We start from the raw sequence: 22,732 nt of genomic DNA, 5'->3' as shown, positions 1-22,732 counted from the left end.
TAATACTATATATAATACATATTTTAATAAATATATATTATATATCATCCTATTACTGTTGTAATGCCAAAGTAATACATAAATTAATATTTAAGTATTACTCTTGAAAAATGATTTATGTCTTGCTATACTTTTCATAAAGTCCCCTATGGGGTAATAATCTTTACGAAAAAGGTGTCTTTCCCTCATGAAGGCACCTTTTTTATTTTTCCCTTTTAGCCCAGATACCTTCCACGGCAGTAGGATCAATCAGATAGCCGTGTCTTGTTTTCACGCACTCCTTGATTTTCCCTTTCTTGCAGTACAGATACACCGTGGCTCTTGACGTCTGGTACTCAGCTGCAATATCAGAGCAGGAAACCAGCTTGGAAAAATCCTGCAAGCATCTAAACTCCATATCTAGTCCTCTCCGACAAGAGACGGCCAAACCGCTTCCCGTCTGATAAATTAACACAATTTCATATCCGGCAGAAAAAAGCTCTCTTGAAGCTCTCACAGGCTCGCAGAGGGCTTTTTTTGTATCCGTCTATATTCTCCTATACCTTTATGCCGAGAACCGCCTCACGGCTATTTCTCGCAACTTGAAGGGAAGTTGATAAGCAGAAGTTAGATCCACGGCTCATCAGCTTCTTTTTTATTATACCATGTTTTATGTCTTAATGCAATGTATATGTATTAAAAAGTGTATTAAAAAACTGGCAAAGATTTTCTCCCGGCCAGTCAGTAATATTGCTCTGACATTATGAACATCAGTTTATAATGTCAACTATTTAACATGAAAAATGTTAAATATATTTCATCATGATTTCTGTTTAATACTTTTCAATTATAACGAATGCAAATCTACATGTTCAAAACCATGAAACTATACATCCCTTATCATACCTGGCCACAACGAATTATAAACTATCACAAATCGGCTCTTTCCCTTACCAATTAATAGTATACTAAAACAGTATACTATTAATTGTGTCCAATATGTGATACATCATAAACCAGATTTTCAAAATGTTAGCCAAGCCCTATCCCGATTATTGGTACAAGCTATAAGCAAAATGATTCAACCTCTGACTATAAAATCCTATAAATTTCCTGACTGTTGATAAACTTGTTGATAAGTCTGTGGATAAATTGTGGATAATAAAAGCCAATTTGTGATAGTTCTTTTTTTACATCACAAAACGGCCATTTCTCGAAGCCAATTTGTGATAGTTCGTGGCCAATTTGTGATAGTTCGAAGCCAATTTGTGATAGTTAGAGCTGGGAACCCGCGCCAGACAAGGGCTGCGAAGCTCAGAAAGCATATTAAATATTTTGCTTGTTATAAAGAATAGCAAAAAATAGCACATGTATATTTGCTTGTCAAGCATAATTTTTGCTATTTCACAAAAAGTTACACCTGATATTCTTTTGATCATCCATAGCTTCTTGTACTTTTTGCTTGTTTGCTTTTGTATTAAATATATATTATTTTTTTATTCATTAATTAATACGTATTGTCTACACAACAGATAATTAATATATTTTTTATTATCTATGTATTAATTATATTATTATATACATCATATATAAATAAACACAGTTATATATATCTTTTAATACAGTTTTTATAAATAGAGTAATAAAAGAGGATGTCATTTAAGACATCCTCTCTCTTATTCATAGTCTTCACATTGTTGAGTTTCGGGGTTGTACTTCTTCAAAGGATGATACTCCAACAACTCGTTGAGTGAAACACCTAAACCATCACATAACGTAATGAAGGTGCCCAGTGTCATTTTCTCCATGTCTTTCTCTTGATAAACTCTGGCACAAGTGTTTCTTCCAACCTTGGTACATCTTATCACGTCAGCGATACGAAGTTTTCGATCGCCCATGATTTCGGATAGGTGAGATTTGGGAATACCTTTTTTTGCTTCCATATCTGTCTCCTTCTCGTTGCAAAGCGTAATGCTCCTCTGCAATATATGTATATTATAAATTATTATTCAATTAATGTCCATTTTTTTATCATACCTTTTAATAATATTTTAATACCTATAATTATCTTTTTCTTACATATCTCTATAATTATGATTATATCTCGATGCTTTTTACTATTAACTATAATAAAAATTATCTTTTCTCTATTGAAAATAGTTCGACCTAGTATTATAATGATTACTGTAATGATGATTCTAGTCATGAAAGGAGATTAACAGGAACATCTTACAACGCGTTGTAAAAAGGAAGAACAGTCTTTCCAAAGTATTAGTTCCCAGCATGACAACAGGCTTTATGGCTGCAGCATCGCGCTGCTATGCTGGTATGCCATGGGAAGGGCCGCTGGAAACCATTCAGGAATCTGTTACTGGGCCAGTGGCAACTGGTGTCTGCACGATCATCGTAGTCATCACGGGTATTGCTATTGCCTGCGGTGAAGGCGGCGGAGCTGGTAGACGCCTTTTACAGGGTATTTGTGGTCTTGCTCTTGCTTTAGGTGTTGCATCCTTTATTGCATCGTTTGGCGGCTAAATTGCCCATCAGATTAAGACAGCGGCAGGTAACTGTCGCTGTTTGGCTATTCATGGGAGGTTATGATGAAACATAAAACAGAATTTGACGAAAGACCGCTTCCTCATACGGCGAAAATGGATGAGCCAGAAAATCGGTTCAATGCTGCCCGGAAGCGTTATGAAGGGACAATGGGGGCTGCAGTAGTTCGAGCAGCCAACTGGCGGCTTATGGCCTTTGCTTCCATTACTCTTTCGGTTTTCTTGGGAGGAGGGCTTATCTACGCCAGTTCGCGCCCGGCAGCAGTTCCCTATTATGTGGATGTAGACAAAACGGGGGCTGCAGGGAATGTGACTAAGGCCAGTCAGGAATATGTGGTACAAGAATCATCAATCGAATATTTCCTTGGCCAAACCATCATGAAGCTGCGTATGGTTCCCAAGGATGTTGTTCAATATCGTCATAATGGGGACGATGTGAAGTATTTCCTGACAAAAAGCGGTGAAAAGAAGTTGGGAGAGCTGATGAAGGACGAACATCCCTTGCAGGACATCAAAGATGGCAAGGCTACGGATGTAGAAATCATTGGTATTACTAAGCAGACCGGCAAGAATCTGACCTATCAGGTGCGTTGGAAAGAGAAGGTCTTTGATAAGGTGGATTTGGAATCGGAATATACTATGACGGCTTTTGTTACAGTAAAGTTGTCGCGCCCGACATCGGAGGAGGTTATCCAGCATAATCCTTTCGGAATCTATCTTGATGATATTTCATGGAGCAAGGAGAGATAAGATGATGAACAAGAAGAAATATCTGGCAGTAGCCGCCTTGGTGGCAAGTTCCCTGTTATTTTCTGGAGAAGCACCAGCACAGGCTAAGTCTTTGGAATCGCTGGGAACGCCTGTGGCCGGAGAGGATGGGACGGCAGATTATATCCAGAATCCTTATGATGCAGCTTCTTTCGGGCTGGAAGTCGAGTTTAAGTATGAACCGCATGAGACCTATCAGATCTACTGTCAGGATGGCTTTATTACAGATATTAAATTTCAGCCCGGGGAAAAAGTGACCTATGTTGGGGCCGGCGATACAACACGGTGGGTAATTGACCGTAGTTCTGCAGGATCTGGGGCATTAAGGACGGAGCACGTTTATGTAAAGCCCGTGAAACGTGGGCTTTCCACAAACATCATTATCAATACCAATATGAGGACATATCAGATTCATGCTATTTCTGGGCAGCGGTACAATCCTATGGTTTCATGGGTGGTTGAAACAAGCAGGGAACAGCTCAATAGGCAGATTAGGGAGCGAGACATTGAAAATATGATGACGGTAAACGCCATGAATCTTCATTTTGGATATAGGATTTCGGAAAAGTCCCTCTCATGGTCGCCAGAAATGGCCTTTGATGATGGGCAGAAGACTTATCTCAAGATGAAACCAGAGATCAAGAGTAGCGTTGCTCCTGTTTTCATGATAGAGGAGCACGGCAAGACTATTTTGGTTAATTATCGAGTGGTTGGTGGCTATTATGTGATTGATCGGATCTTCAAGACTGGCAAGCTGATGGTCGGCACAACAAAAGTGATGATTAAGCGGGGGAGTGTGTAAGGATATGTCATTTCTGAGCAGATGGAAGGAATATATCCCGTCATCCAGCAAGGGCAACGATAGGAAGGATGAGGTGCCAGAGGAGGAGCTGCGGGAAAATTTGGAACTGACGGCAAAGCCGGAGGGAACCACTTCATTTAACCGGAAAAATGTGATGATTGGCTTGGGCGTGGTGGCTCTCATCTTCACGGTGGCTTTTGTTTATGGCATTTCTACGGCATCTACGGCGCAAAAGAATAAGCAGCAGGATAGATCTCAGGTTGAGACGGTTGATACCAGCCCAGAGCATCTAAAAAATGCGCCGGATAGCTACGGGGACAGTAAAACAAAGAAGTATGATCAAAAGTCGGACGGCGAAAAGAAATCCAAGCAGAAGAAATTGAAAAAGCCGGAGGATGATGTGGAATACATTGAGCCGGAACGGCGGCCAGCTCCAGCCTATACAAGGATTCCTGTCAGCAACTACACGCCACGGACAACGCCCATGCCAAGAGTAGCTGCTCCAAACATGGGGGCAGCTCGTGGTGGGCTTACGCCGGAGCAGAAAATTGAGGCAGAGAAGCAGAAAGAGAAAATGGCTGCCAATCAAAGCCCCATTGGTTTCAAATTGGACGAGGAGGAAAAGAAATGACAGGGTTTTCCAGACAATCGCTGAAAAGTGCCGTACTGGCGGGCACGGTGTCCATGATGTTGATGGGAGGGACAGTATCGGCAAACGAGGCTTATGATGCCAAGGTGCTGGCCGACCAGCAGCAGGTGGCGCAAATGGATGAGGATCAGAACAAGCAGTTATCCAAACAGGCATTTACTCGGCAGAAAGTAGACACAGAGACGTTTTCCGGCTACTTCATGCAGGATAAGCTGTCTGATTATCAGTTATTTGCCGGGACAATCATTCCTGGCATTATGATTACAGGTCTTAATTCAGACTTGCCGGGAAATATCATCGGTCAGGTATCGGAGAATGTCTATGATACGACAACGGGACAGTATCTCCTTATCCCGCAGGGGACGAAAATCATCGGTAAATATGATTCCCAGACTACTTTTGGACAGAAAAGAGCATTGGTTATTTGGAACCGTATGATTTTCCCTAATGGCAAGTCTATTCTCTTGGGCAATATGGTAGGAGGAGACCGGGAAGGTTATTCAGGCTTCAAAGACAAGGTGAAATCCCATTACGGTAGAGCACTATGGTCAGCTGTGCTTGGTGGTGTTGCCACGGGGGGTGTGGCTGCAGCTACATCATCAGGGAAAAATGATAACAGCTGGGGGGCTGAAGCTGGAAAAGGTGCAGCTCAAAACATAGCACAGGCAGTAAATTCCATTACCCAAAAGAATCTCAATATCCAGCCAACAATCATCATTCGCCCCGGTTATCAGTTCAATATCATTGTAGACAAAGACTTGGTGCTTGAGCCGTATGAGGGTTGATGCGTATGGATAAAAAGAGCATAAAGCGTTTGTTTTTGGGGGTATTGCTCTCTTTTCTGCTCATCGGGAATTGGGCAGCTACTGAATATTTTGCGGTTAAGCTGGGCTACCAACCATTGCTTGGTAGCCCTATTTTTTCTCTTGGGCAGAGGCTTATTTATCCGCCTTGGGATTTTTGGGTGTGGTTTTTTAAGTTCTATGAGGATGCCCCTCGAGTATTTGCTATGGGGTTCTCCATCATTGGTATGTGCTTCGGGGCCGGAATGGTGATTGTAGCGGTTCTGCGGCGTGTTCTGATCAAGAAACCGCTTACAAGTTGCGGAACGGCTCATTGGGCAAGTCGTGAGGACATCAAGGAGGCTAAGCTGCTGGATGGCAAGGGAGTTTTCCTTGGCAAGACGGAGGATGGCTATTATTTAAGGGACAATGATAATCGTCATGCTTTGGTAGTAGCACCAACGCGAAGCGGTAAAGGTGTCGGCTTGGTAGTCCCTACGGGGTTATCATGGTCTGAATCCATAGTGTTTGTAGATATTAAGGGTGAGATATACAGTATCACTTCGGGGTATCGCAAGAATAAACTACATCAAACGGTCATAAAATTTGATCCGACCAATGATGAGGGTAGCGCGGGGTTTAATCCCTTGGATGAAATTCGGCTCTATACCAAGGATGAAATCAAGGACACAATCAATATTGTCCATGCCATTGCCCGGCCAGATGGAAGCGACAAGCCCGATCATTGGCGGGATTTGGCTGCTTCAATGATAGAGGGTGTAGTATTGCATCTAAAGTACATACAGAAGGGGGATGCCTCTTTCGGGGATGTGCTGGGATTCGTGTTTGGTGAGATTCCAATTCGCCAGCGGCTCAGGGAAATGGCGGTGACTATTCACGGGGACACGGAGGAACAGAAAAAATTCTTACAGGAAGCATACGGGGCTGCGGATGGAGTTCATCCTTTTGTGAAGCAGAAAGCCTATACCTTCTTACAGAAGGAGGAAAAAGAATTTGCAGGTATTATGTCCACGGTAGAGGAGTTGCTAAAAGATTTTTCCGATCCTATACTGGCAAAAAATACCAGCTATTCATCTTTCTCTATTCGTGACCTAATGTATGCTGATAAGCCTGTTTCCTTGTATCTTATTGTGCCACCGTCTGACTTGGAGCGTATGGCCAAGTTTTTCAGGCTCATTGTAGTGCTGATATATCAACGGCTCACGGAGCACATGGCCTTTAAGGATGGCCAGCCTGCCCCGGACTACAATCACAAACTGTTATTGCTCTTGGATGAGTTTCCTGCATTGGGGCGTATTGTGGAGTTCGAGAAGTCGCTGGGTTACATTGCAGGGTATGGCCTTAGGGCATTCATCATAATTCAAGGACTTAACCAGCTTTTTGCTCAACACATGTATGGCCGGAGTACCAGTATCATTGATAACTGCCACATTCGCGTATTCCATACGCCGAATGATGATCAAACGCCAGAGTATATGTCCAAGATGATGGGCAAGGAGACGATTGAGGTAAAAAATCGTACCTTCCGAAATGACCTGCTGCAATTTCTAGGAGAGAACTCCTATAACGTACAGGAAAAGGGCAAGGATTTGATGACAGCAGCACAAATATCTGAACTGGATGGTGAAACGGAGATTATCTTTGTGGCTGGACGAGCACCGATTAAGTGCCGGAAAATCCGATACTTCAAGGACAGCAACTTTATGAAAAGGCTGCAGGCAGAGGTTCCAACAGATTCTTTATATGCGCTGGAGGAGCGCAAGGCACGAAAAGCGGAGATTTGCGCTGCTTTGACTGCAATGGATGAGGAAAAGACGGAGAAGGCTAGATACCTGCGGGAGATCAAAGAAAAAATGGATGAAATTGCAGAAGCTGAATTTATTGCCAAGAGTGAGAAGAAAATAGCGAAATTTGAGGAGGAGCAGCAGGAGGCCATGAATGCAGAGATTGATGCTGCATTAGGAATAAAGCTTTCCGGGGATGCCACAAATGAAGAAGCTGCAAAGGAATCGGCTGCAGATGAAAATAATGAGGATGCGGAGGCGAAGGCCGGGGATGATTCTCCGCAGGACGATTTCACCCAGCCGGATGGCTTTACCGATTTGACATCGGGAACATTTATGGAAGGACAGGAAGATTTTAGTGTAGATTTTTGATTTAGGTTGATAATTCTTGTAATAACCATTATAATACTTGTAGAGATTATTTTGATTCGACCTAGTATTAAAAGTTCCTTAGAAAGGTGCAAAATATGAGCGATAATGACAAAGAATTGACACATCTGGAGAAACTGGAAGCCCGCATGGCCAAGCTGCGGATGCAGATTGCCAAGGAGAAAAAGAAAGAGTCCGCCAAGCAACGCAAAGAGCGTACTCACCGCCTGATAAAGAAAGGTGGCTTGGTGGAAATGGTCTTGGGGGATTCCGTGGATGCAGGGCTTCTGGTTGGGCTTCTGGATTCTCGGAAGGATATTTTCCAAGATCCTGAAAGTAGCCAGGCACGGGATTTGAAAGCTCGTGGCGATAGATTGATTGCAGAGCGTGAACGCCAGAAGGAGGTGAAGAAGAAGGATGATAGCACAGGAAGCGGAATTGCTGGAAGTTCGGCAACAGCAAGCCCAGCGGGACAAAACGCTGAAAATGCTGCGGACGGCAATGCACGGATTCATTGATTATTTTGATGATCCTCGAGTAGTGGAAATCATGCTGAACGGCGATAAGTCTTTGTGGATTGAGCGGGTCGGTGAGGGCATGATTGACACAGGTCGCCGGATCGAGCCTGTGGATGCGGAACGCTTCATTTCTATTGTTTCTACGGTTACACAGGATAAAATCAACAAGCAGAAGCCGTATCTTTCCGGGGAGTTGCCTATTTGGGGGAGCCGAATACAGGCTGTTATCCCGCCGGGTTCGGTGAATCCTGTTTTCTCCATTCGCCAAAAGGCGAAGGTAATTTTTCCTTTATCAGATTATGTGGCCAATGGAATTATGACCGAGGAGCAGCAACAGGTTATCTTAGATATGGTATGGAAGCGGAAGAATATCTTGGTGGTAGGCGGTACAGGAACGGGCAAAACTACGCTTACCAATGCTATTTTACAGGAGATTGCCAAGACAAAATCCCGCCTTCTGATACTGGAGGACACTGCAGAGCTTCAATGTGACTACTCCAATACTATTTTCCTACGGCAGAGGGAAGGGTTTTCCATGCGGCAAATGGTTCGTTCCTGCATGAGACTGCGCCCTGACCGTATCATAGTAGGTGAGGTAACAGACGGGGCTGCATTGGATTTGCTCAAAGCATGGAACACTGGTCATCCCGGGGGAATATCAACTATACACGCGGATAGTGCTGGGGCTGGCCTTATCCGTCTGGAACAGCTGATTCAGGAGGTGATTCCGAATCCTCCTCGTGCACTTATTGGCGAGGCGGTGGATGTGATTGTCTATATTGAGAGAACGGCCAAAAGCCGCTTGATAAAGGAGGTCTTGGCAGTGGACGGCTGCCGAGGCGGGGAATATGTAACGAGGAAACTTGCTTGATTTGCTTGCTTGCTTTTTAGGAGGTCTTGAATATGGCAGAACGCGCCAAGGGCTTTGTTGTCCCGATTCATCAGTCACTCACGAAGCCAGTCCTGATGTGTGGTATTCCGAGAGACTTGTTTTTGCTCAATGGCACCTTTGCAGCATCCTTCGTGATGATGAAGTGCTATCCCCTGATTCTGGTCAATGTGTTCCTTCATGTAATTGCCCTGTCCTTTGCCAAGAAGGATGAGCAATTCTTCGAGGCATTGAAGCGACATATCAATGACAGAAAGTATTACGAGGTTCGTTAGATGATAAATTTACGAGAATATAGAAAGGATGCCTCCGGCCTAGAGGATTACATTGGCTGGTGTGTCATGATCGAGGATGGAATCATCCTCAACCATGATGGTTCACTCCAGCAGTCTTTCCGCTATCGTGGGGCTGATTTGGATTCCTCTACGGAGGATGAACTGGTGGTATCAGTGGCCCGGCTCAATAACTGTTTGCGCCGTATCGGCGGTAACTGGTGCCTCCAAGTCGAGGCAAGACGGGAACAAAGCAAGCAGTATGCAGCAAGGAAGTTCCCGGATGTATGCACGGCCTTGATTGATTCGGAGCGTATGGCTGCCTTTGCTGATTCCGGCAGATATTATGAAAGTTCCTATTATTTCACCCTTCTCTACTTGCCTCCCAAGGACAAATACGACAAGTTCAACAAGATTTTCATTGATGAGAAGGAAGTGACGGATGCCGAACATGATCGCATTGAAATGAATCTTAAAAATTTCAAGACGGAAGTGCAGCGGGTATACCAGTTGTTCTGTGAGGTCATGCCGGAGTGTCATGCCTTGGATGCCGAGGAAACATTGACCTATTTGCATTCTTGCATATCGCCAAAGAAGCATAAGGTCAGAAAATCCAAGATGTTCTGCGAGTACCTGAATCAGTATCTCACAGACACGCCTTTACATGGTGGGCTTCATCCTAAACTTGGTGATTACCATTTGGGGATTGTATCAGTCAAGGGATTCCCGCAGGAATCCACGCCGGGGATCTTGGATGCCCTGAATCGCTTGGATTTTGAATATCGGTGGGTTACGCGGTATCTACCGCTGGATAAGGTGGATGCCCAAAACGAGATAGAAAATTACCGGCGGCAATGGTTCGCCAGCCGGAAATCTATCTGGACACAGCTGAAAGAAGCCATCACGAAAAGTGAGAGTGCTATGGTGGACACGGACGCGCTGGAAAAATATGATGATGCTCAAATGGCCTTACAGGAGCTTGGCGGGGATGTGGTCAGCTTTGGCAAGTTCACGCAGGTTATCGTAGTAATGGACAAGAGCAAGGAAAAAGTCGATACGCGTGTGCGTATGATAGAAAAAACCATCAATGGTCGAGGTTTCACTACGGTTCATGAAACCACAAATGCCGTCAATGCTTGGATGAGTTCGGTTCCCTGTATGCCACGGAACAATATCCGCAAGTACCTTATGAGCAGTCTGAATCTGGCCCATATGTTTCCCTTGTCTGCAGTATGGGCAGGGGAGGCGTGGAACAAGCACCTGAACACGCCTCCGCTTATGCGCTGCAAGACATCGGGCAGTACACCTTTCCGCTTTAACCTTCATGTGAAGGATGTTGGCCATACAATGGTGGTCGGCCTGACGGGCGCGGGTAAGTCGGTTCTCCTGAACACGATTGAGGCTCAGTTCCGAGGCGTGCCGGATGCTCAGGTCTATGTCTTTGATAAAGGCGGATCGTCAAGGGCACTTACGGCTGGCGTAGGAGGTTCTTTCTATGACTTGGCCAATGAGGATGAGGATAGCTTGTCATTCCAGCCCTTAGCGCATATTGACAGCGAAAATGAGCGAAACTGGGCAATGGAGTGGATTTTGCAGATTCTCGCGCAGGAAGGGCTAGACAAGATTACCCCCACGGACAAGGCAGAAGTTTGGACGGCTCTTAATAAGCTGGCCACTGCGCCGGAGGATGAGCGTACTATGACAGGCCTTTGCCTGATGCTTCAAGATGAACGGCTGCGGGATGCCTTGAAGACATTTACCACGGCTTCGGCCTCGAACCCGGAGGGTGGCGCTTATGGCCGTCTCTTTGATAGTGAGCATGATTCCTTGACCTATGGGAATTGGCAGGTTTTTGAAATGGAGGAGCTGATGGAAAAGAAGTCGGCAGTCATGCCGACACTACAATATATTTTCCATCGGCTGGAGCAGAATTGCACGGGCAAGCCTACTATTTTGGTGCTGGATGAGTGTTGGGTGTTCTTAGACAATCCTCTGTTTGAGCAGAAGATCAAGGAATGGCTGAAAGTCATGCGTAAAAACAATGTGTCGGTGGTCTTCGCCACGCAAAACCTTGAAGACATTGCCCATAGCAAGATTGCCCCGGCCATCATTGAAAGCTGCCGGACAAAGATTTTCCTGCCGAATCCAAGTGCAACGAACCCAAGCAATGATGAGATTTACAAGATGTTCAGCCTGAACACCAAGGAACGGTGGCTTATTGCCACGGCCACCCAGCAGCGGCAGTATTACTATAAGTCCGACCGAAACAGTCGCTTGTTTGAGTTGGGGTTGGAGCAAATGCCTTTTACCTTGTCCTATGTGGCTAGTGCCAGCAAGGAAGATCAGAAGAAGGTAAAGGAACTTCTGGCAGCCTATCCGCAGGATGAGTTCAATGAGCATTGGATGGAATACAAGGGGATGCCGGAAGTTATTGAGTATATCGAGAACTTGAAAAATAATAGACATCAGTCAGCATAAGGAGGATGGTTTTCATGAAAAATTGGAAGAAAAATGCAGGTGCAGTTGCAGCAGCTACGGCGTTCTTTTGGGGGAGTGCGGCTTATATGCCAGCACCGGCTTCGGCAATGGTGGTTTATGACCCAACAAACCATTCTGAGAACCTGGCCAACAAGTTGCAGCTCATAAAATCCTATGAGAAGCAGCTGGAGCAGTTCGATGCCCAGCTGAAGCAGTTGGCAAAGCTCGATCCCTCCCAGCTTTCTTCAAGTGTCCGGCAGGTGCAGGAAATGGTCACGGAAATGAACAAAATCCGTACCAGTGTCAACGCCATCGGCACGGACTACCGTAAAGCCATGTCCGAGTTTGATGAGAATTTCACGGATTATACTAAGTGGAATGGTGCTTCTGCTAAAGCCTATGCCGACCAAGCAGACAGGATCAATAAGACGGTAGAGAATGGCATTAAGCAAAGCATTATGAGCCAAGGCTTGGCTTCCCCTGAGGAAATGCAGAAGACTACGGATTCCCTGAGCACTTTGTTGGAAGCATCCCAGAATGCTGATGGTATTGTTGGAGTGACACAGGCAGCCTCTCAGATTGCAGGGCTGCAGGTTAAGGAAATGCAACGATTGGAGGCCATTGTGGCTGATTCCATGAAAGGGCAGAACCTCTTTTTAGAAAAGGTAGTTCAGTCGGATGCAGCGAGTAAAAAAGTAGCCGAAGAATTTTACCAGACGGATGATTTTCATCAGATAGCACATGGCAGCGTTGATAGCCACACGGCGGATTTTCAGGATTAAAGGGAGTGACGGGGTATGACAAGACTTTTGGAGTTATTCGGGCAATACAAGATCCTTATGATGTTAGTGTTGTTGTTGATTATTGGTGGGATTGCTTTTTACTTAGGCCAGTCCTCTGCTAGTCCGGCGGAGGAAGCTCAAGTCCAGACGGTACAGAAGGAAAGCCATACCAACAAAAAGGATGATGCTGCAAAGGCTGAAAACTCTGCGGATGAGGCTGCAGATAAGGCAAATGCAAAGACGGAAGCTGACATTGAAAAAATGGCCAAGCAGCTAGATGAGCATAAAAAAGAGGTAGAAGAAGACAAGAGCAATGGAACTGTGGAAAATGGAACTGTGAAGATGGCTCCACCTAAATTTACGGCTCCGAAAGACCTGAAAGTAAGACAGGCTGATTTTAAGGACTAAGGTGGAACTATGGAATTAGCGGTATTTGACCAGATATGTTATCAGTTTGAAACAATAGCAACAGGCGGTGTGCCGCAGATAAAAGCCTTGGTTATGGCCACGTTTTGGATGTTAGCCACAATTGATGCTTGCATGGCCTTTCTCACTAACCTAGATGATGGCGATCATTTCAAAATAATGATACAGAAGTGCTTAAAAATTGGTTTTTGGCTCTTTCTGCTCAATAATTGGGGAATGTTTTGCAGTATCATCAAGAATAGCTTTATCATGGCAGGAAGTGTTATTGGTTCGGGTGGAGGCATGGGGATTATGCAGCATCCCTCTGTCATAGTGGCACAGGGAATCACGACATTAGAGCCTATCCTTACCTTTGAAAAAAATTTTACAGGAATGACTGAGGTGCTCTCTAATCTGCCTATGTTGTTGGCTGGTATTATAGCCTATGTCTTTGGGTGTCTGGCCTATGTAATATTAGGTGTTCAGGTGGTACTGACTTATGTGGAGTTCTACTTGGTTTGTGCTTTGCTGACGGTTTTTGTGCCATTTGGTGTAACTAAATGGACTTCATTTTTGGCCGAAAAGGCAATTGGTGGTGTAATTGCCTATGGTGTAAAGTTAATGGTGATGTCCTGTTTGGTGGCCATAATACCTGATGTGCTAAATTCTTATGCACCACTTATGGAAATGAACCCTGATAACGCACTGACGGTTATGGTGTCACTGGTGACGGTTGCTATTTTGCTGGCGTTTCTTGCATGGCAAGCTCCGGCCTTGGCTGCTTCTGTTATGACGGGAGGCCCATCTTTAACGGCAGGCAGTGCAGCTGGATTTGGTGCTGGTGTGGCTATGGTAGCAGCTGGCGCAGGTATGGCGGCTTCCAAGGGAGCCTCGGCAATCGCCGGATCTGGTTCTGCTGGTAGCTCTAGTGGAAAATCTAGCGCAGCAACGGCAGCCAGCCAGACAAATAATAATACATCTAATACAGATATAAATAATTCCTCGTCCTCATCTGTGGTAGGAAGCAGCAGTCAGGCTTCACCTACGTTTAGTAGTGGTGGCACAACAAGCTATGGTGGCAGTTCATCATCAGGTGGTTCATCGTCTGGTGGTAGCGGTAGCAGTGCATCAGGTGACGGTTCTTCTGCAAGTGGTGGCTCATCCAGTAGTAGCAGTAATTCTGCCGGAGGTAGTTCATCGACTGGTGGATCAAGTAAAGGTGCATCTGGCTCGGCAGGAGCCGGAGGAAGTACGGGATCTGATGGAGGAGCTGCAAGTGGTAACGCGTCAGGTTCTTCTGATACATCTGCCGGAGGAGCAACGGGAGGCACCAGTTCCCCCGCAGATAGTGGTTCATCAGGTAGCTCCAATGGAGGGGCTTCTGCAAACGCGCCGGGGAACAATGCTGCTTCTAGCGCAAAGAAATCACCGGCTTTTTCGGAGGCCGTAACTAAGATGTCTATGATGCGGAGTGCTATTCCACAAGAAGCAAGTCCAAAAGGCGGTATGTCTGCCCCGATAAGGGACTAAGGGGGTGGATATTATGACCTTGAAATGTAATTTGAGAAAGCTGATGTATGAGCATGAGTTAAAGACCTTTGCTGAAGTGATCCGATTGACGGGAGTCAATCGAAACACTATCACGCATCTGTATCATGGCCATAGATTGGATAAGGTGCAGCTGGGAACATACATAAAGGTATGTGACGGCTTGCAGTGTTCCTTGGATGAATTGTTGGTATATGAGTAAAAAAAGGGGATGTCGCAGGACATCCCCTTTGAATATATTTTTATTAAAAAATGTATTAAAAAATCTTGAATTACTTAATAAATTTTGTTATAATAGCTTTCGTAAAGGTTATTAACTCATATATTGGAGGGATTTATCTATGAATCTTAGAATTGCCAACGACAACGGAAACAGCGAGCATGACCTCATCATTGATGGGAAGCTGGTTCAGCAGCCGAATGTATTTGCAAAAATCATGCGGGTGCCGAACTTGGATGATGTCAACAAAGAGTATGTCCTGAAGAATCTTCATGACCATCTGCTGGTTTCCATTGAAGGTGGTTTGTATTACATCGGCCAGCGGGCTTTGGAATCCGGCCAGCCCTGCCGCGCTATTGAGGTCGGTGTAGACAATAACAAGGTAACGAGTGATATTGTCTACATCAATACGCTGGCACATTCGGCAGCTGCTGCCATTGAGGAGGCTGCTGGCAAGGACTATGACTTGGGCGCACTGGATGAGACGATTACTGCCCATGTGGACATGGCTACGGCTCTCCCGGTGTCCTACTTCAACAAGAAGAACTGTCAGACGTTCAGCGAGAAGTTCACTGGCAAAAAGCACCATGTATGTGTCTACATTGGCGATAAGGAAGTAATGGTTGAACTGATTTATGACTTTGTGAAGGTCATTCCTGAAGGTGTAACGGCTTCTTTTGCGCTGAAAGAGAACAATGAACTGTTTGAGGAATATAACAAGCAACATAAGGATGCCCCGCTGAACAAGGCTGATTTTGCAGAGAACAAGGTTCTGCATATCGCTGTGGGCGAAGGTACCACGGAGTTCCCTGTGACTACGGATGTTCATTTCAAGCCGGACTTCATCAGTGGTACCAATAACGGCAATGGCCATGCCATTGATGCCGTGATTGATGATTTCAAAGAGCAGTTCGGCTTGATGAAGCTCACCCGTCAGGAATACTCTGATATTCTTCAGGATGAAGGCCACAAGTACCATGCTACGGCAGTGGAGTTCATTATGCCCGCCTTGGAGAATCAGGCCGAAGAAATCCTGCATAAGGCCAAGCAGGTGATCCAGCAAGCAAACAACGAGATTGATGTGGTTTGCGTGTATGGTGGTGGCTCCATTATGATGCGCGAAGCACTGGAGAAGAAACTGAAGGACTTCTGTGACCGTGCCATGATTAAGCTCCTGTATATGCCGAAGAAGTACGCAGTTACATTGGAAGTAAGCGGTCTGAACGTGTTCCTTAATAGCAAGGTCTTTGCCGCTCTCAAAGAAGCATCGGCAGCAAATAACTAAAGGAGGGTAGGCGTGGAGCTGCCTCCACGCCCTTAAATATGGCATTTATAACAAAGTCGTTTCGCTTTGACGATTCGCACCCTGTACTGAAGGATTTTGTGGCCAAGCAGTCCAACTTCAGCAAGGCTATGAAGTATTTGGTATTTGACTATTGCAGCAAGCATCCTGAGATTGAGGACTTGGCGGTTAAATATCAGGTGGTATCGGATGCAGCGGTTCTTGACCGTATGCGTGCGATGACACAGACAGATTCCGCACAGGAAGCCCAGCCGGAGGTAAAAGCCGAGGAAAAGACCGAAGCTGCTCCAGCACCACAAAAGAAGAAAACATCCAAGAAGGATAAAAAGAAGTCCTCGGATGTTAATCTTGACGATTATAGCGAATATATGTAATATTGACCCTGCCTTTTAGGCAGGGTTTTTATACAATAATAAATTCATGTAAAGCAAATATGGAGGTTAGAATCTCATGAATGCGGAAGAAAGAAAACAAGTGGAAATAGAAAAAATATATGATACTATTTTACCTGTTGGAATATCTTATGAAGAAGGATATTCTAATTTAGAGAAATATCAAGGTAAATATAAAAATGAAGTTGCAGGTATGTTTGCATATGAGCTACAACAAAGCTATTGTGCTGGATATTATAAATATGAAAAGAAACAGTCATCAATTCATGATATAAGAAAAGAATTGTATATAAAAATTTGTGATGAATATTTAACATTAGATGGCTGTTTGGAAGCACCAATTTATTCCTTTTTTAAGGGCGATAATAAAAAGGTTCTAAAACAAGTAGATGAGTTTTTGGAAAAAATCATGATAAGAGTGGAAAGACAGTTCCCAGTGAATCAGATTTCTGCGTTTTATTTTTAGATTATTACAAAAATGCGTTTGATGGTTTTTGGAAAGGCTTTGCTGAAATTGCAAAAAAATACAATTATAAAGAATGTGCAGAGCTTGCATCACTTATGGATGAATTTTATAGTTGTGAGGATAATCGAAGCGGAATTGAGGTTTTATTAAATTATACACAATCACATCATGAGTGTATTATGCCTTATGAAATTTTAGGCTTTTTATATTCAGAGGAAAAGATGTGGTATAATGCTATTCAATGTTTTGAAAAAATAATAGATAAAGGATGTCTTTTCTATCCACATGATTTAGAATTTGCTTTAGCTTGGGCGTATGGAAAAGTTAAGGAATATAAAAATGAGGAAATAGCATATAGAAACTGTCTCGAATGCAAATCTGATATAGGAAATGCGCTAAATAACTTAGGCTATTGTCTCTACCGTCAAAAAAGGTATCAGGAGGCTATCGAGATATTTTTACGGTGTGTAAAAGAAGAACGTGACTTAGCTTGGGCACCCAACAATCTAGTAAGAACATACATTAGAAGCGGTCAGTATAGTACAGCGCGTGAGTTTGTAGAAACGCATGATTACAAGATAAGTAAGGCTTTACTTGAACAGCTGGACAAAAAGCCTAAAAAGGATGTCCCAGTAGATAGTGTGACTGTTGGTGATGATGAAGATGGTATGGAAGATGAAGATTCTATCCCTGTATCAGTAGAGGTTGATGAAGTCAAGCCAAAATTCTTTGAAAATAAAAATCAATTTACAAGTGAGAAGGTTTTGGAAGATGAATTGACAGCACGTTTGGAAAATGGACAAGAACTATTTGGCTTAAATTTGCATATTTATCGTAAAAAGGGGGATTATTATGGAAGACAATATCCCTGCGCTAATGGCAAGTGGCGATTAGATATTTTATGCGAAGATGATGATGAAAATCTATATATAATAGAATTAAAAAAAGATTCGGGATATGATGATGCGTTTGAACAAACTAAGCAATATGTTGACTGGTTTGAAAAACACAAAGTAAAAAAAGGTAGGAAGGTATATGGTATCATTGTATTAAATTCTCCCAAGAATAAGATCATAGAAAAAGTTCGTAGTGATAATAGAATTAGATTGTTTGAATATCAAATTGCATATAGAGAAATTAAATAAAATATAAAAATACTAAAAGGGGAGGCAAAGCCTCCCCTTTTAGTCATTGTATTCAAGACTATATTATTCATCATCATCAAAATATATTATATAGCCCAAATCACCCCATACAGCCCCTTTTGAGGCCATTCCTTTATTTTCACATATAATTTTGTCTTCAATGATTTTTTTTATAGATACATCTTCCTCACTGGTGGTTAAGATGCTAAATAACCATTTTCTATATGTATCTGCGATAACATCAGATTGATCAATCAAAGATTTTTTGAAATCTGTGTAAGGGATTAGCTTTTTTACCGACACATAAAGGTATTTGTATTTAGCTGCTTCGTCCCATACCCAAAGTTCATACCTATCCATATATCTATCTTCACAAAATTCCATGAAAAGCTCAATTTTATTTTCCACGGGTATTATTTCAATACTTCTCTTTCTGCTACATAATTTCTTTTCAAATATTCTATATGCCTCATCTTCGAGGATTTCACCAATAGACATATTAAAATACTCTGCTAAGGAAACTATATTATCTATTCCGGGCATTTTTGTCCCGTGCTCCCAGTTTTGAACTGTTTTTGTTGACACATCAAGATATTCAGCAATTTGGTCTTGTGTTTTTTTATGAAATTTGCGTATTTTGGATAATCTAATTCCAAAAGAAACACTGTCAAATTTATATTTATCGTTCATAATTAGTCCTCCTCTTTTCATTATAGGATAGATTTTCTATCGTGAGAAGGAACTGGCGGTTCCGCTAATAGGTAAATTTCCTTGATAATAATAGCTGATAGTATTATAATACGAGGTAGAAGCATTTTTGTTATACTAAGGATTAAAATAATTATTACAGGGGTGATAAATTGAAGGTTATCATAGCAGAAAAGCCCAGTTTGGCACGAACTGTGGTACAGGCATTGTCGGGCAAGGAAAATTTTGACCGTAAGCAAGGGTATTTTGAAGGTCAGGAAACGATTGTCACTTATGCTTATGGCCATTTGTTTCAGCTTCGCGACATGGGCGAATATACAGGGGAAACGGCTTGGAAATTGGAAGGGCTGCCGTTTGTCCCGGAAAAATTCAAGTTCCGGCTCAAAACATCAAAGGATAAGGCCAAGGATGACAGTGTGAAGCAGCAGTATGAGACTATCCGGGAGCTTATTGGCCGGGATGATGTGGATGCGGTGGTGAACTGCGGGGATAGTGACCGTGAGGGGCAGGTTATAGGGGATTTGATTATTCATAATGCTCTTGGCCAGCTTAAACAGAAAAAGGCGGTCTATCGTCTTTGGCTGCCGGAGCAGACAGAAGACACGATACGCCATGCCGTCAAGACCATGAAACTGGATGAGGAATATCAGAATCTTTTCCATGAGGGCTTGGCTAGAACATACATGGACTGGCTCTTGGGGATCAATCTGACACGGTTCCTTTCGGTGAAGCTGAATCACTTTATGCCAGTGGGCAGGGTGCTTATTCCTATTGTGAAGATTATCTATGACCGGGACATGGAGATAAGAAACTTCAAGCCGGAGAAATACTTTGTCTTAGAGAGTAACGCAGAAACCAACGGTGAAGCGGTAAAGCTGACCTTCAAAGAAAAGTATGCAAGCAGGGCAGATTGCCAGTCTATGCAGGAATATCTGAATGGTCAAAAGGCTACCGTTATAAAGGTAGAGCAAAAAGACATAATAAAAAGAGCAAGCAAGTTATTTTCCCTAAGTACCTTGCAAAGCCGTCTAAGTAAGCTGCATAAGATGACATTGGCTGACAGTCTGAAAATCATTCAGGGGCTTTATGAGAAGGGCTTTGTTACCTATCCCCGCACCAACTCAGAGTATCTAAGTGAAGCGGAGAAGGGCAAGGTAGAAGCCATTATTGCCAAGTTGAACGGGGAGCAGCCCTATTTGGCCATGAAGGACAGCAAGGGAATTTTTGATGATACCAAGATTGAGAGCCATAGTGCCCTTATCATTACCAATAAGTTCCCAAAAGCGGATGAGCTTGGCGTGGATGAGCAGCTTGTCTATGACACCATCAAGAATAGATTTATCTGCAATTTTCTTATAGAGGACACGGTAATGTCCCGGACTTGCATGGAGATTGCTGTGGGGAAGGAAAACTTTGAATTAAAAGGGGAGGCTGTGAAGCAGCCCGGATTCCTGAAGTATGAACCACTAACCAAGAAAGAAAGCATCCTGCCTAATCTAAATGAGGGGGATGAGGTGGCGGTGGACTTCCAGCCCGTAGAGAAGGAGACAACGCCACCTGCAAAGTTTGATATATCCATGCTATCGAACTATCTAAAAAATCCTTTCCGTGATGAGTTAAAGGAGGCAGACGGGGAGGCCGAAGATGATGCTGCCGAATATCGGGCTATGCTTGCAGGTGTGGAAATCGGCACGGAGGCCACAAGAACCGGCATCATAGAGAATGCGAAACACGCCAGTTATATATCAGAGAAGAACACAAAGCTGTCCATTGAACCAATGGGAGAAAAGCTGATAGAATCCCTTGATAAGCTGCACATTAACCTCTATAAGGAAAAGACCGTGGAATTTTCCAAGATCCTGAAGCAGGTTTTTCATGGTGATACAGAGGTTCAAGAGTGTGTGGACTTCACGGCCAAGGAACTACGCTCCATTGTGGACGGCGGGGCAGCCGTCACGCTGGAGCAGATTGCGCCAGCAGAAAAAGAAGTCATTGGCAAATGCCCGCGCTGCGGGAAGAATATCTATGAGAGTACCAAGGCTTTTTACTGTTCAGGCTTCAAGGCCGAACCTAAATGTAACTTTACCATGTGGAAGAAGGATAAGTTTTGGGAGAGCCGAGGGAAGAAACTCACCAAGGCTATGGCCATAAAGATGCTTCAGGGTGCCAAGGTGAAGGTCAAGGGCTTGAAGAAGAAAAGCGGCGATGGTACCTATGATGCCTATATTTCGATGGTGGACACAGGAAAATGGGTTAATTATGAAATGACCTTTGAAAAATAGGAGGCAGGAAAATGAGTTTTTTAAAACGCTGGCTTATGCCATATCAGACTTGTGCCCCGGAGACGGCAAAGAAGATTCGTCAAAATGTTATGCCCTTTTCGGATATAGAGGAGCATTGGGAACGCAGGGAAGAAGCAAAAGCAGCCTATCACCGTCTTGGAGATGGCGATAAGCTGCTGATCTTGTTATTCATTCTTAATTCTGTTATGTTGGTGGTTTCGGCAATATATGTGCCGCCTATTACATCCACATGGTTTTATAAGGGCTGGCAGGGGTTTCAGTTTGCATTTATGGTATATATTGCCTACCATTTGAGCCATAGGAGGCGGTAATATGCTAGTGAGAAAAATTTTTTGCTTGCTTGCTGCCCTGATGTTTTTGGGTTCTTCCGCTGCCATGGCAGAGGACTTGCCTGTTACATCGCCTTTTGGTTGGCGTGTGCATCCCATAAGTGGAACCTATAAGTTCCATTCCGGTGTTGACCTTGGCTATTCCTATGGTACGGGTATTTTGGCACTGTTCGATGGTGTGGTGGTGGATGCAGGTAACTTCAATGATGGCTATGGGAATCAGGTGCTCATTTATGAGCAAGCTGATGATACCTTTACCCGCTATGCTCATTGCAGCGAAGTCTATGTGTCGGCAGGAGAAGCGGTTCAGGCAGGGCAATTGATTGCTGCCGTAGGCAGCACCGGGAACTCAACCGGGCCACACCTGCACTTGGAATACATAGTCCCCGGCGAAGGGGGCTATCAGTACGCAGATCCGCTTGTGCTGTTTTAGCGTATATAAAAGAGATTGTGTAACAATGGCTACACTACATTCATTTGCTGGAAGTTGACACTTCCTCCCCCCCTTCTATGTCCATTCAGGAGGGGGCTTTTTAGTGTTCGGAAAAATTATTTAGCTATGCAGGAATAAAAAAAGGTGGTGTTGAATTTAGCAACACAGGCTTGAATAGTATTTAGAGTTAGGGGGGATATTTATGAGAAAGAAAATAATATTGTCGTTGATTATTGCTTATTTAATAGTTATTTCTCATACTAAAGCTGCCACAAATTTGGAAATATCAGAAATTGATGAAATAACACGAGAGCCTTGGACCGTATTTACAATATATTTGGGTATGCCAACAGAACAATTCGTAGACAATTTTAGTAGACTTAATAATTGGTATAATGAGAAATACCAATTAGATAGGTCATTTAGAGGAAAGCCGGAATATTCCATTAACTATAAAAGAATCTATCCGAGAATGAATATTACAGAAACTGTAGGTGTAGAATCCTTATTAAATGGTGGCGTGATATGTGTGACAATTAGCATAACAGGAAGCTACTCCGATTGTCAAATGCTCTGTCAGAGAGCATTTAATAATATAAAAAGCAAGATTAACATTTCACCTAAAATATGGCGAAATGAAGGTGTAACCAGCGGTGTTCATGATCCTCAATTCTGTGCTCAATGGAATGATGCAAATAACGATAGAGAAATCAGCGTGAAAGTATATAACATGGGATATGATATTGGACTGTTACAAATAGATAGGTATAAAATGGAAGCTGTAATATAAAAGATTATGGTGTAAATATCCAAGGATGATGTAATATTAGTT

Annotated in this window: 25 protein-coding genes; 22 read left to right on the top strand and 3 right to left on the bottom strand. The window is 43.5% G+C overall.

Going from position 1 to position 22,732, the window contains the following annotated elements:
* Nucleotides 1-202: 202 nt before the first annotated feature.
* Complete coding sequence (locus BM181_RS12670; RefSeq protein ID WP_143092195.1) at nucleotides 203-382, bottom strand: hypothetical protein; 180 nt, start codon at nucleotides 380-382, stop codon at nucleotides 203-205.
* A 1,273-nt stretch (nucleotides 383-1,655) separates the two neighbouring features.
* The gene (locus BM181_RS12665) at nucleotides 1,656-1,922 is read right to left on the bottom strand and encodes a helix-turn-helix domain-containing protein (RefSeq protein WP_082336320.1); all 267 of its coding nucleotides are present in this window, start codon (nucleotides 1,920-1,922) and stop codon (nucleotides 1,656-1,658) included.
* A 271-nt stretch (nucleotides 1,923-2,193) separates the two neighbouring features.
* Between BM181_RS12665 and BM181_RS12655 the strand changes: the two genes are divergently transcribed.
* The 18 genes from BM181_RS12655 (at nucleotide 2,194) to BM181_RS12570 (ending at nucleotide 18,127) form a co-directional block, all read left to right on the top strand.
* A complete protein-coding gene (locus tag BM181_RS12655; RefSeq protein WP_075445491.1) occupies nucleotides 2,194-2,514 on the top strand; it encodes a TrbC/VirB2 family type IV secretion system protein in 321 nt (106 codons plus the stop codon).
* A gap of 62 nt (nucleotides 2,515-2,576) precedes the next feature.
* Nucleotides 2,577-3,284, top strand: a complete 708-nt coding sequence (gene trbF / locus BM181_RS12650) for a conjugal transfer protein TrbF (RefSeq protein WP_082336318.1) — start codon at nucleotides 2,577-2,579, stop codon at nucleotides 3,282-3,284.
* 1 nt (nucleotide 3,285) lies between these two features.
* Nucleotides 3,286-4,104 (top strand): TrbG/VirB9 family P-type conjugative transfer protein, encoded by an 819-nt coding sequence (locus BM181_RS12645; RefSeq protein WP_075445487.1) that lies wholly within the window; start codon nucleotides 3,286-3,288, stop codon nucleotides 4,102-4,104.
* A 100-nt stretch (nucleotides 4,105-4,204) separates the two neighbouring features.
* Nucleotides 4,205-4,735 (top strand): hypothetical protein, encoded by a 531-nt coding sequence (locus BM181_RS12640; protein ID WP_143092194.1) that lies wholly within the window; start codon nucleotides 4,205-4,207, stop codon nucleotides 4,733-4,735.
* Nucleotides 4,732-5,538, top strand: a complete 807-nt coding sequence (locus BM181_RS12635; protein WP_075445483.1) for a TraB/TrbI/VirB10 family type IV secretion system protein — start codon at nucleotides 4,732-4,734, stop codon at nucleotides 5,536-5,538. The genes BM181_RS12640 and BM181_RS12635 overlap by 4 nt, the downstream gene beginning before the upstream one ends.
* Before the next feature lie 5 nt (nucleotides 5,539-5,543).
* Nucleotides 5,544-7,712: a type IV secretory system conjugative DNA transfer family protein gene (locus BM181_RS12630; protein ID WP_177207214.1), complete on the top strand. Its 2,169-nt coding sequence runs from the start codon at nucleotides 5,544-5,546 to the stop codon at nucleotides 7,710-7,712.
* A gap of 95 nt (nucleotides 7,713-7,807) precedes the next feature.
* Nucleotides 7,808-8,227, top strand: a complete 420-nt coding sequence (locus tag BM181_RS12625) for a conjugal transfer protein TraD (protein ID WP_075445479.1) — start codon at nucleotides 7,808-7,810, stop codon at nucleotides 8,225-8,227.
* The gene (gene trbB / locus BM181_RS12620) at nucleotides 8,127-9,098 is read left to right on the top strand and encodes a P-type conjugative transfer ATPase TrbB (RefSeq protein WP_075445477.1); all 972 of its coding nucleotides are present in this window, start codon (nucleotides 8,127-8,129) and stop codon (nucleotides 9,096-9,098) included. The genes BM181_RS12625 and trbB overlap by 101 nt, the downstream gene beginning before the upstream one ends.
* A gap of 32 nt (nucleotides 9,099-9,130) precedes the next feature.
* On the top strand, nucleotides 9,131-9,391 hold the full coding sequence (locus BM181_RS12615) for a VirB3 family type IV secretion system protein (protein ID WP_075445475.1): 261 nt from the start codon (nucleotides 9,131-9,133) through the stop codon (nucleotides 9,389-9,391).
* Entirely contained in the window at nucleotides 9,392-11,866 is a 2,475-nt protein-coding gene (trbE, locus tag BM181_RS12610) for a conjugal transfer protein TrbE (RefSeq protein WP_075445473.1), read from the top strand.
* A 14-nt stretch (nucleotides 11,867-11,880) separates the two neighbouring features.
* Nucleotides 11,881-12,648: a TrbJ/VirB5 family protein gene (locus BM181_RS12605; protein ID WP_075445471.1), complete on the top strand. Its 768-nt coding sequence runs from the start codon at nucleotides 11,881-11,883 to the stop codon at nucleotides 12,646-12,648.
* Nucleotides 12,649-12,663: 15 nt separating this feature from the next.
* The gene (locus tag BM181_RS12600) at nucleotides 12,664-13,056 is read left to right on the top strand and encodes a hypothetical protein (protein WP_075445469.1); all 393 of its coding nucleotides are present in this window, start codon (nucleotides 12,664-12,666) and stop codon (nucleotides 13,054-13,056) included.
* Nucleotides 13,057-13,065: 9 nt separating this feature from the next.
* Entirely contained in the window at nucleotides 13,066-14,583 is a 1,518-nt protein-coding gene (gene trbL, locus BM181_RS12595) for a P-type conjugative transfer protein TrbL (protein ID WP_075445467.1), read from the top strand.
* A gap of 13 nt (nucleotides 14,584-14,596) precedes the next feature.
* Nucleotides 14,597-14,803 (top strand): helix-turn-helix domain-containing protein, encoded by a 207-nt coding sequence (locus tag BM181_RS15800; RefSeq protein ID WP_082336316.1) that lies wholly within the window; start codon nucleotides 14,597-14,599, stop codon nucleotides 14,801-14,803.
* Between the two features lie 139 nt (nucleotides 14,804-14,942).
* Nucleotides 14,943-16,106 (top strand): ParM/StbA family protein, encoded by a 1,164-nt coding sequence (locus BM181_RS12585; RefSeq protein ID WP_075445465.1) that lies wholly within the window; start codon nucleotides 14,943-14,945, stop codon nucleotides 16,104-16,106.
* Between the two features lie 98 nt (nucleotides 16,107-16,204).
* Complete coding sequence (locus tag BM181_RS12580; protein ID WP_143092193.1) at nucleotides 16,205-16,498, top strand: hypothetical protein; 294 nt, start codon at nucleotides 16,205-16,207, stop codon at nucleotides 16,496-16,498.
* A gap of 76 nt (nucleotides 16,499-16,574) precedes the next feature.
* A complete protein-coding gene (locus BM181_RS12575) occupies nucleotides 16,575-16,982 on the top strand; it encodes a hypothetical protein (protein ID WP_075445461.1) in 408 nt (135 codons plus the stop codon).
* A 95-nt stretch (nucleotides 16,983-17,077) separates the two neighbouring features.
* On the top strand, nucleotides 17,078-18,127 hold the full coding sequence (locus BM181_RS12570) for an endonuclease NucS domain-containing protein (protein ID WP_082336315.1): 1,050 nt from the start codon (nucleotides 17,078-17,080) through the stop codon (nucleotides 18,125-18,127).
* Between the two features lie 63 nt (nucleotides 18,128-18,190).
* On the opposite strand, the gene BM181_RS12565 is transcribed toward BM181_RS12570, so the two are convergent.
* Complete coding sequence (locus tag BM181_RS12565; protein ID WP_075445457.1) at nucleotides 18,191-18,817, bottom strand: helix-turn-helix domain-containing protein; 627 nt, start codon at nucleotides 18,815-18,817, stop codon at nucleotides 18,191-18,193.
* A 170-nt stretch (nucleotides 18,818-18,987) separates the two neighbouring features.
* Between BM181_RS12565 and BM181_RS12560 the strand changes: the two genes are divergently transcribed.
* The 4 genes from BM181_RS12560 (at nucleotide 18,988) to BM181_RS12545 (ending at nucleotide 22,690) form a co-directional block, all read left to right on the top strand.
* Entirely contained in the window at nucleotides 18,988-21,117 is a 2,130-nt protein-coding gene (locus tag BM181_RS12560; RefSeq protein ID WP_075445455.1) for a DNA topoisomerase, read from the top strand.
* 11 nt (nucleotides 21,118-21,128) lie between these two features.
* Complete coding sequence (locus BM181_RS12555) at nucleotides 21,129-21,449, top strand: hypothetical protein (RefSeq protein WP_075445453.1); 321 nt, start codon at nucleotides 21,129-21,131, stop codon at nucleotides 21,447-21,449.
* 1 nt (nucleotide 21,450) lies between these two features.
* Nucleotides 21,451-21,900: a M23 family metallopeptidase gene (locus BM181_RS12550; RefSeq protein WP_075445451.1), complete on the top strand. Its 450-nt coding sequence runs from the start codon at nucleotides 21,451-21,453 to the stop codon at nucleotides 21,898-21,900.
* Between the two features lie 202 nt (nucleotides 21,901-22,102).
* Nucleotides 22,103-22,690: a hypothetical protein gene (locus BM181_RS12545; protein WP_075445449.1), complete on the top strand. Its 588-nt coding sequence runs from the start codon at nucleotides 22,103-22,105 to the stop codon at nucleotides 22,688-22,690.
* Nucleotides 22,691-22,732: the final 42 nt, after the last annotated feature.

Source organism: Pseudoselenomonas ruminantium (assembly GCF_900113715.1).
Classification (GTDB): Bacteria; Bacillota; Negativicutes; order Selenomonadales; family Selenomonadaceae; genus Selenomonas_A; species Selenomonas_A caprae.
This window is presented reverse-complemented; position numbering and strand designations above follow the sequence as displayed.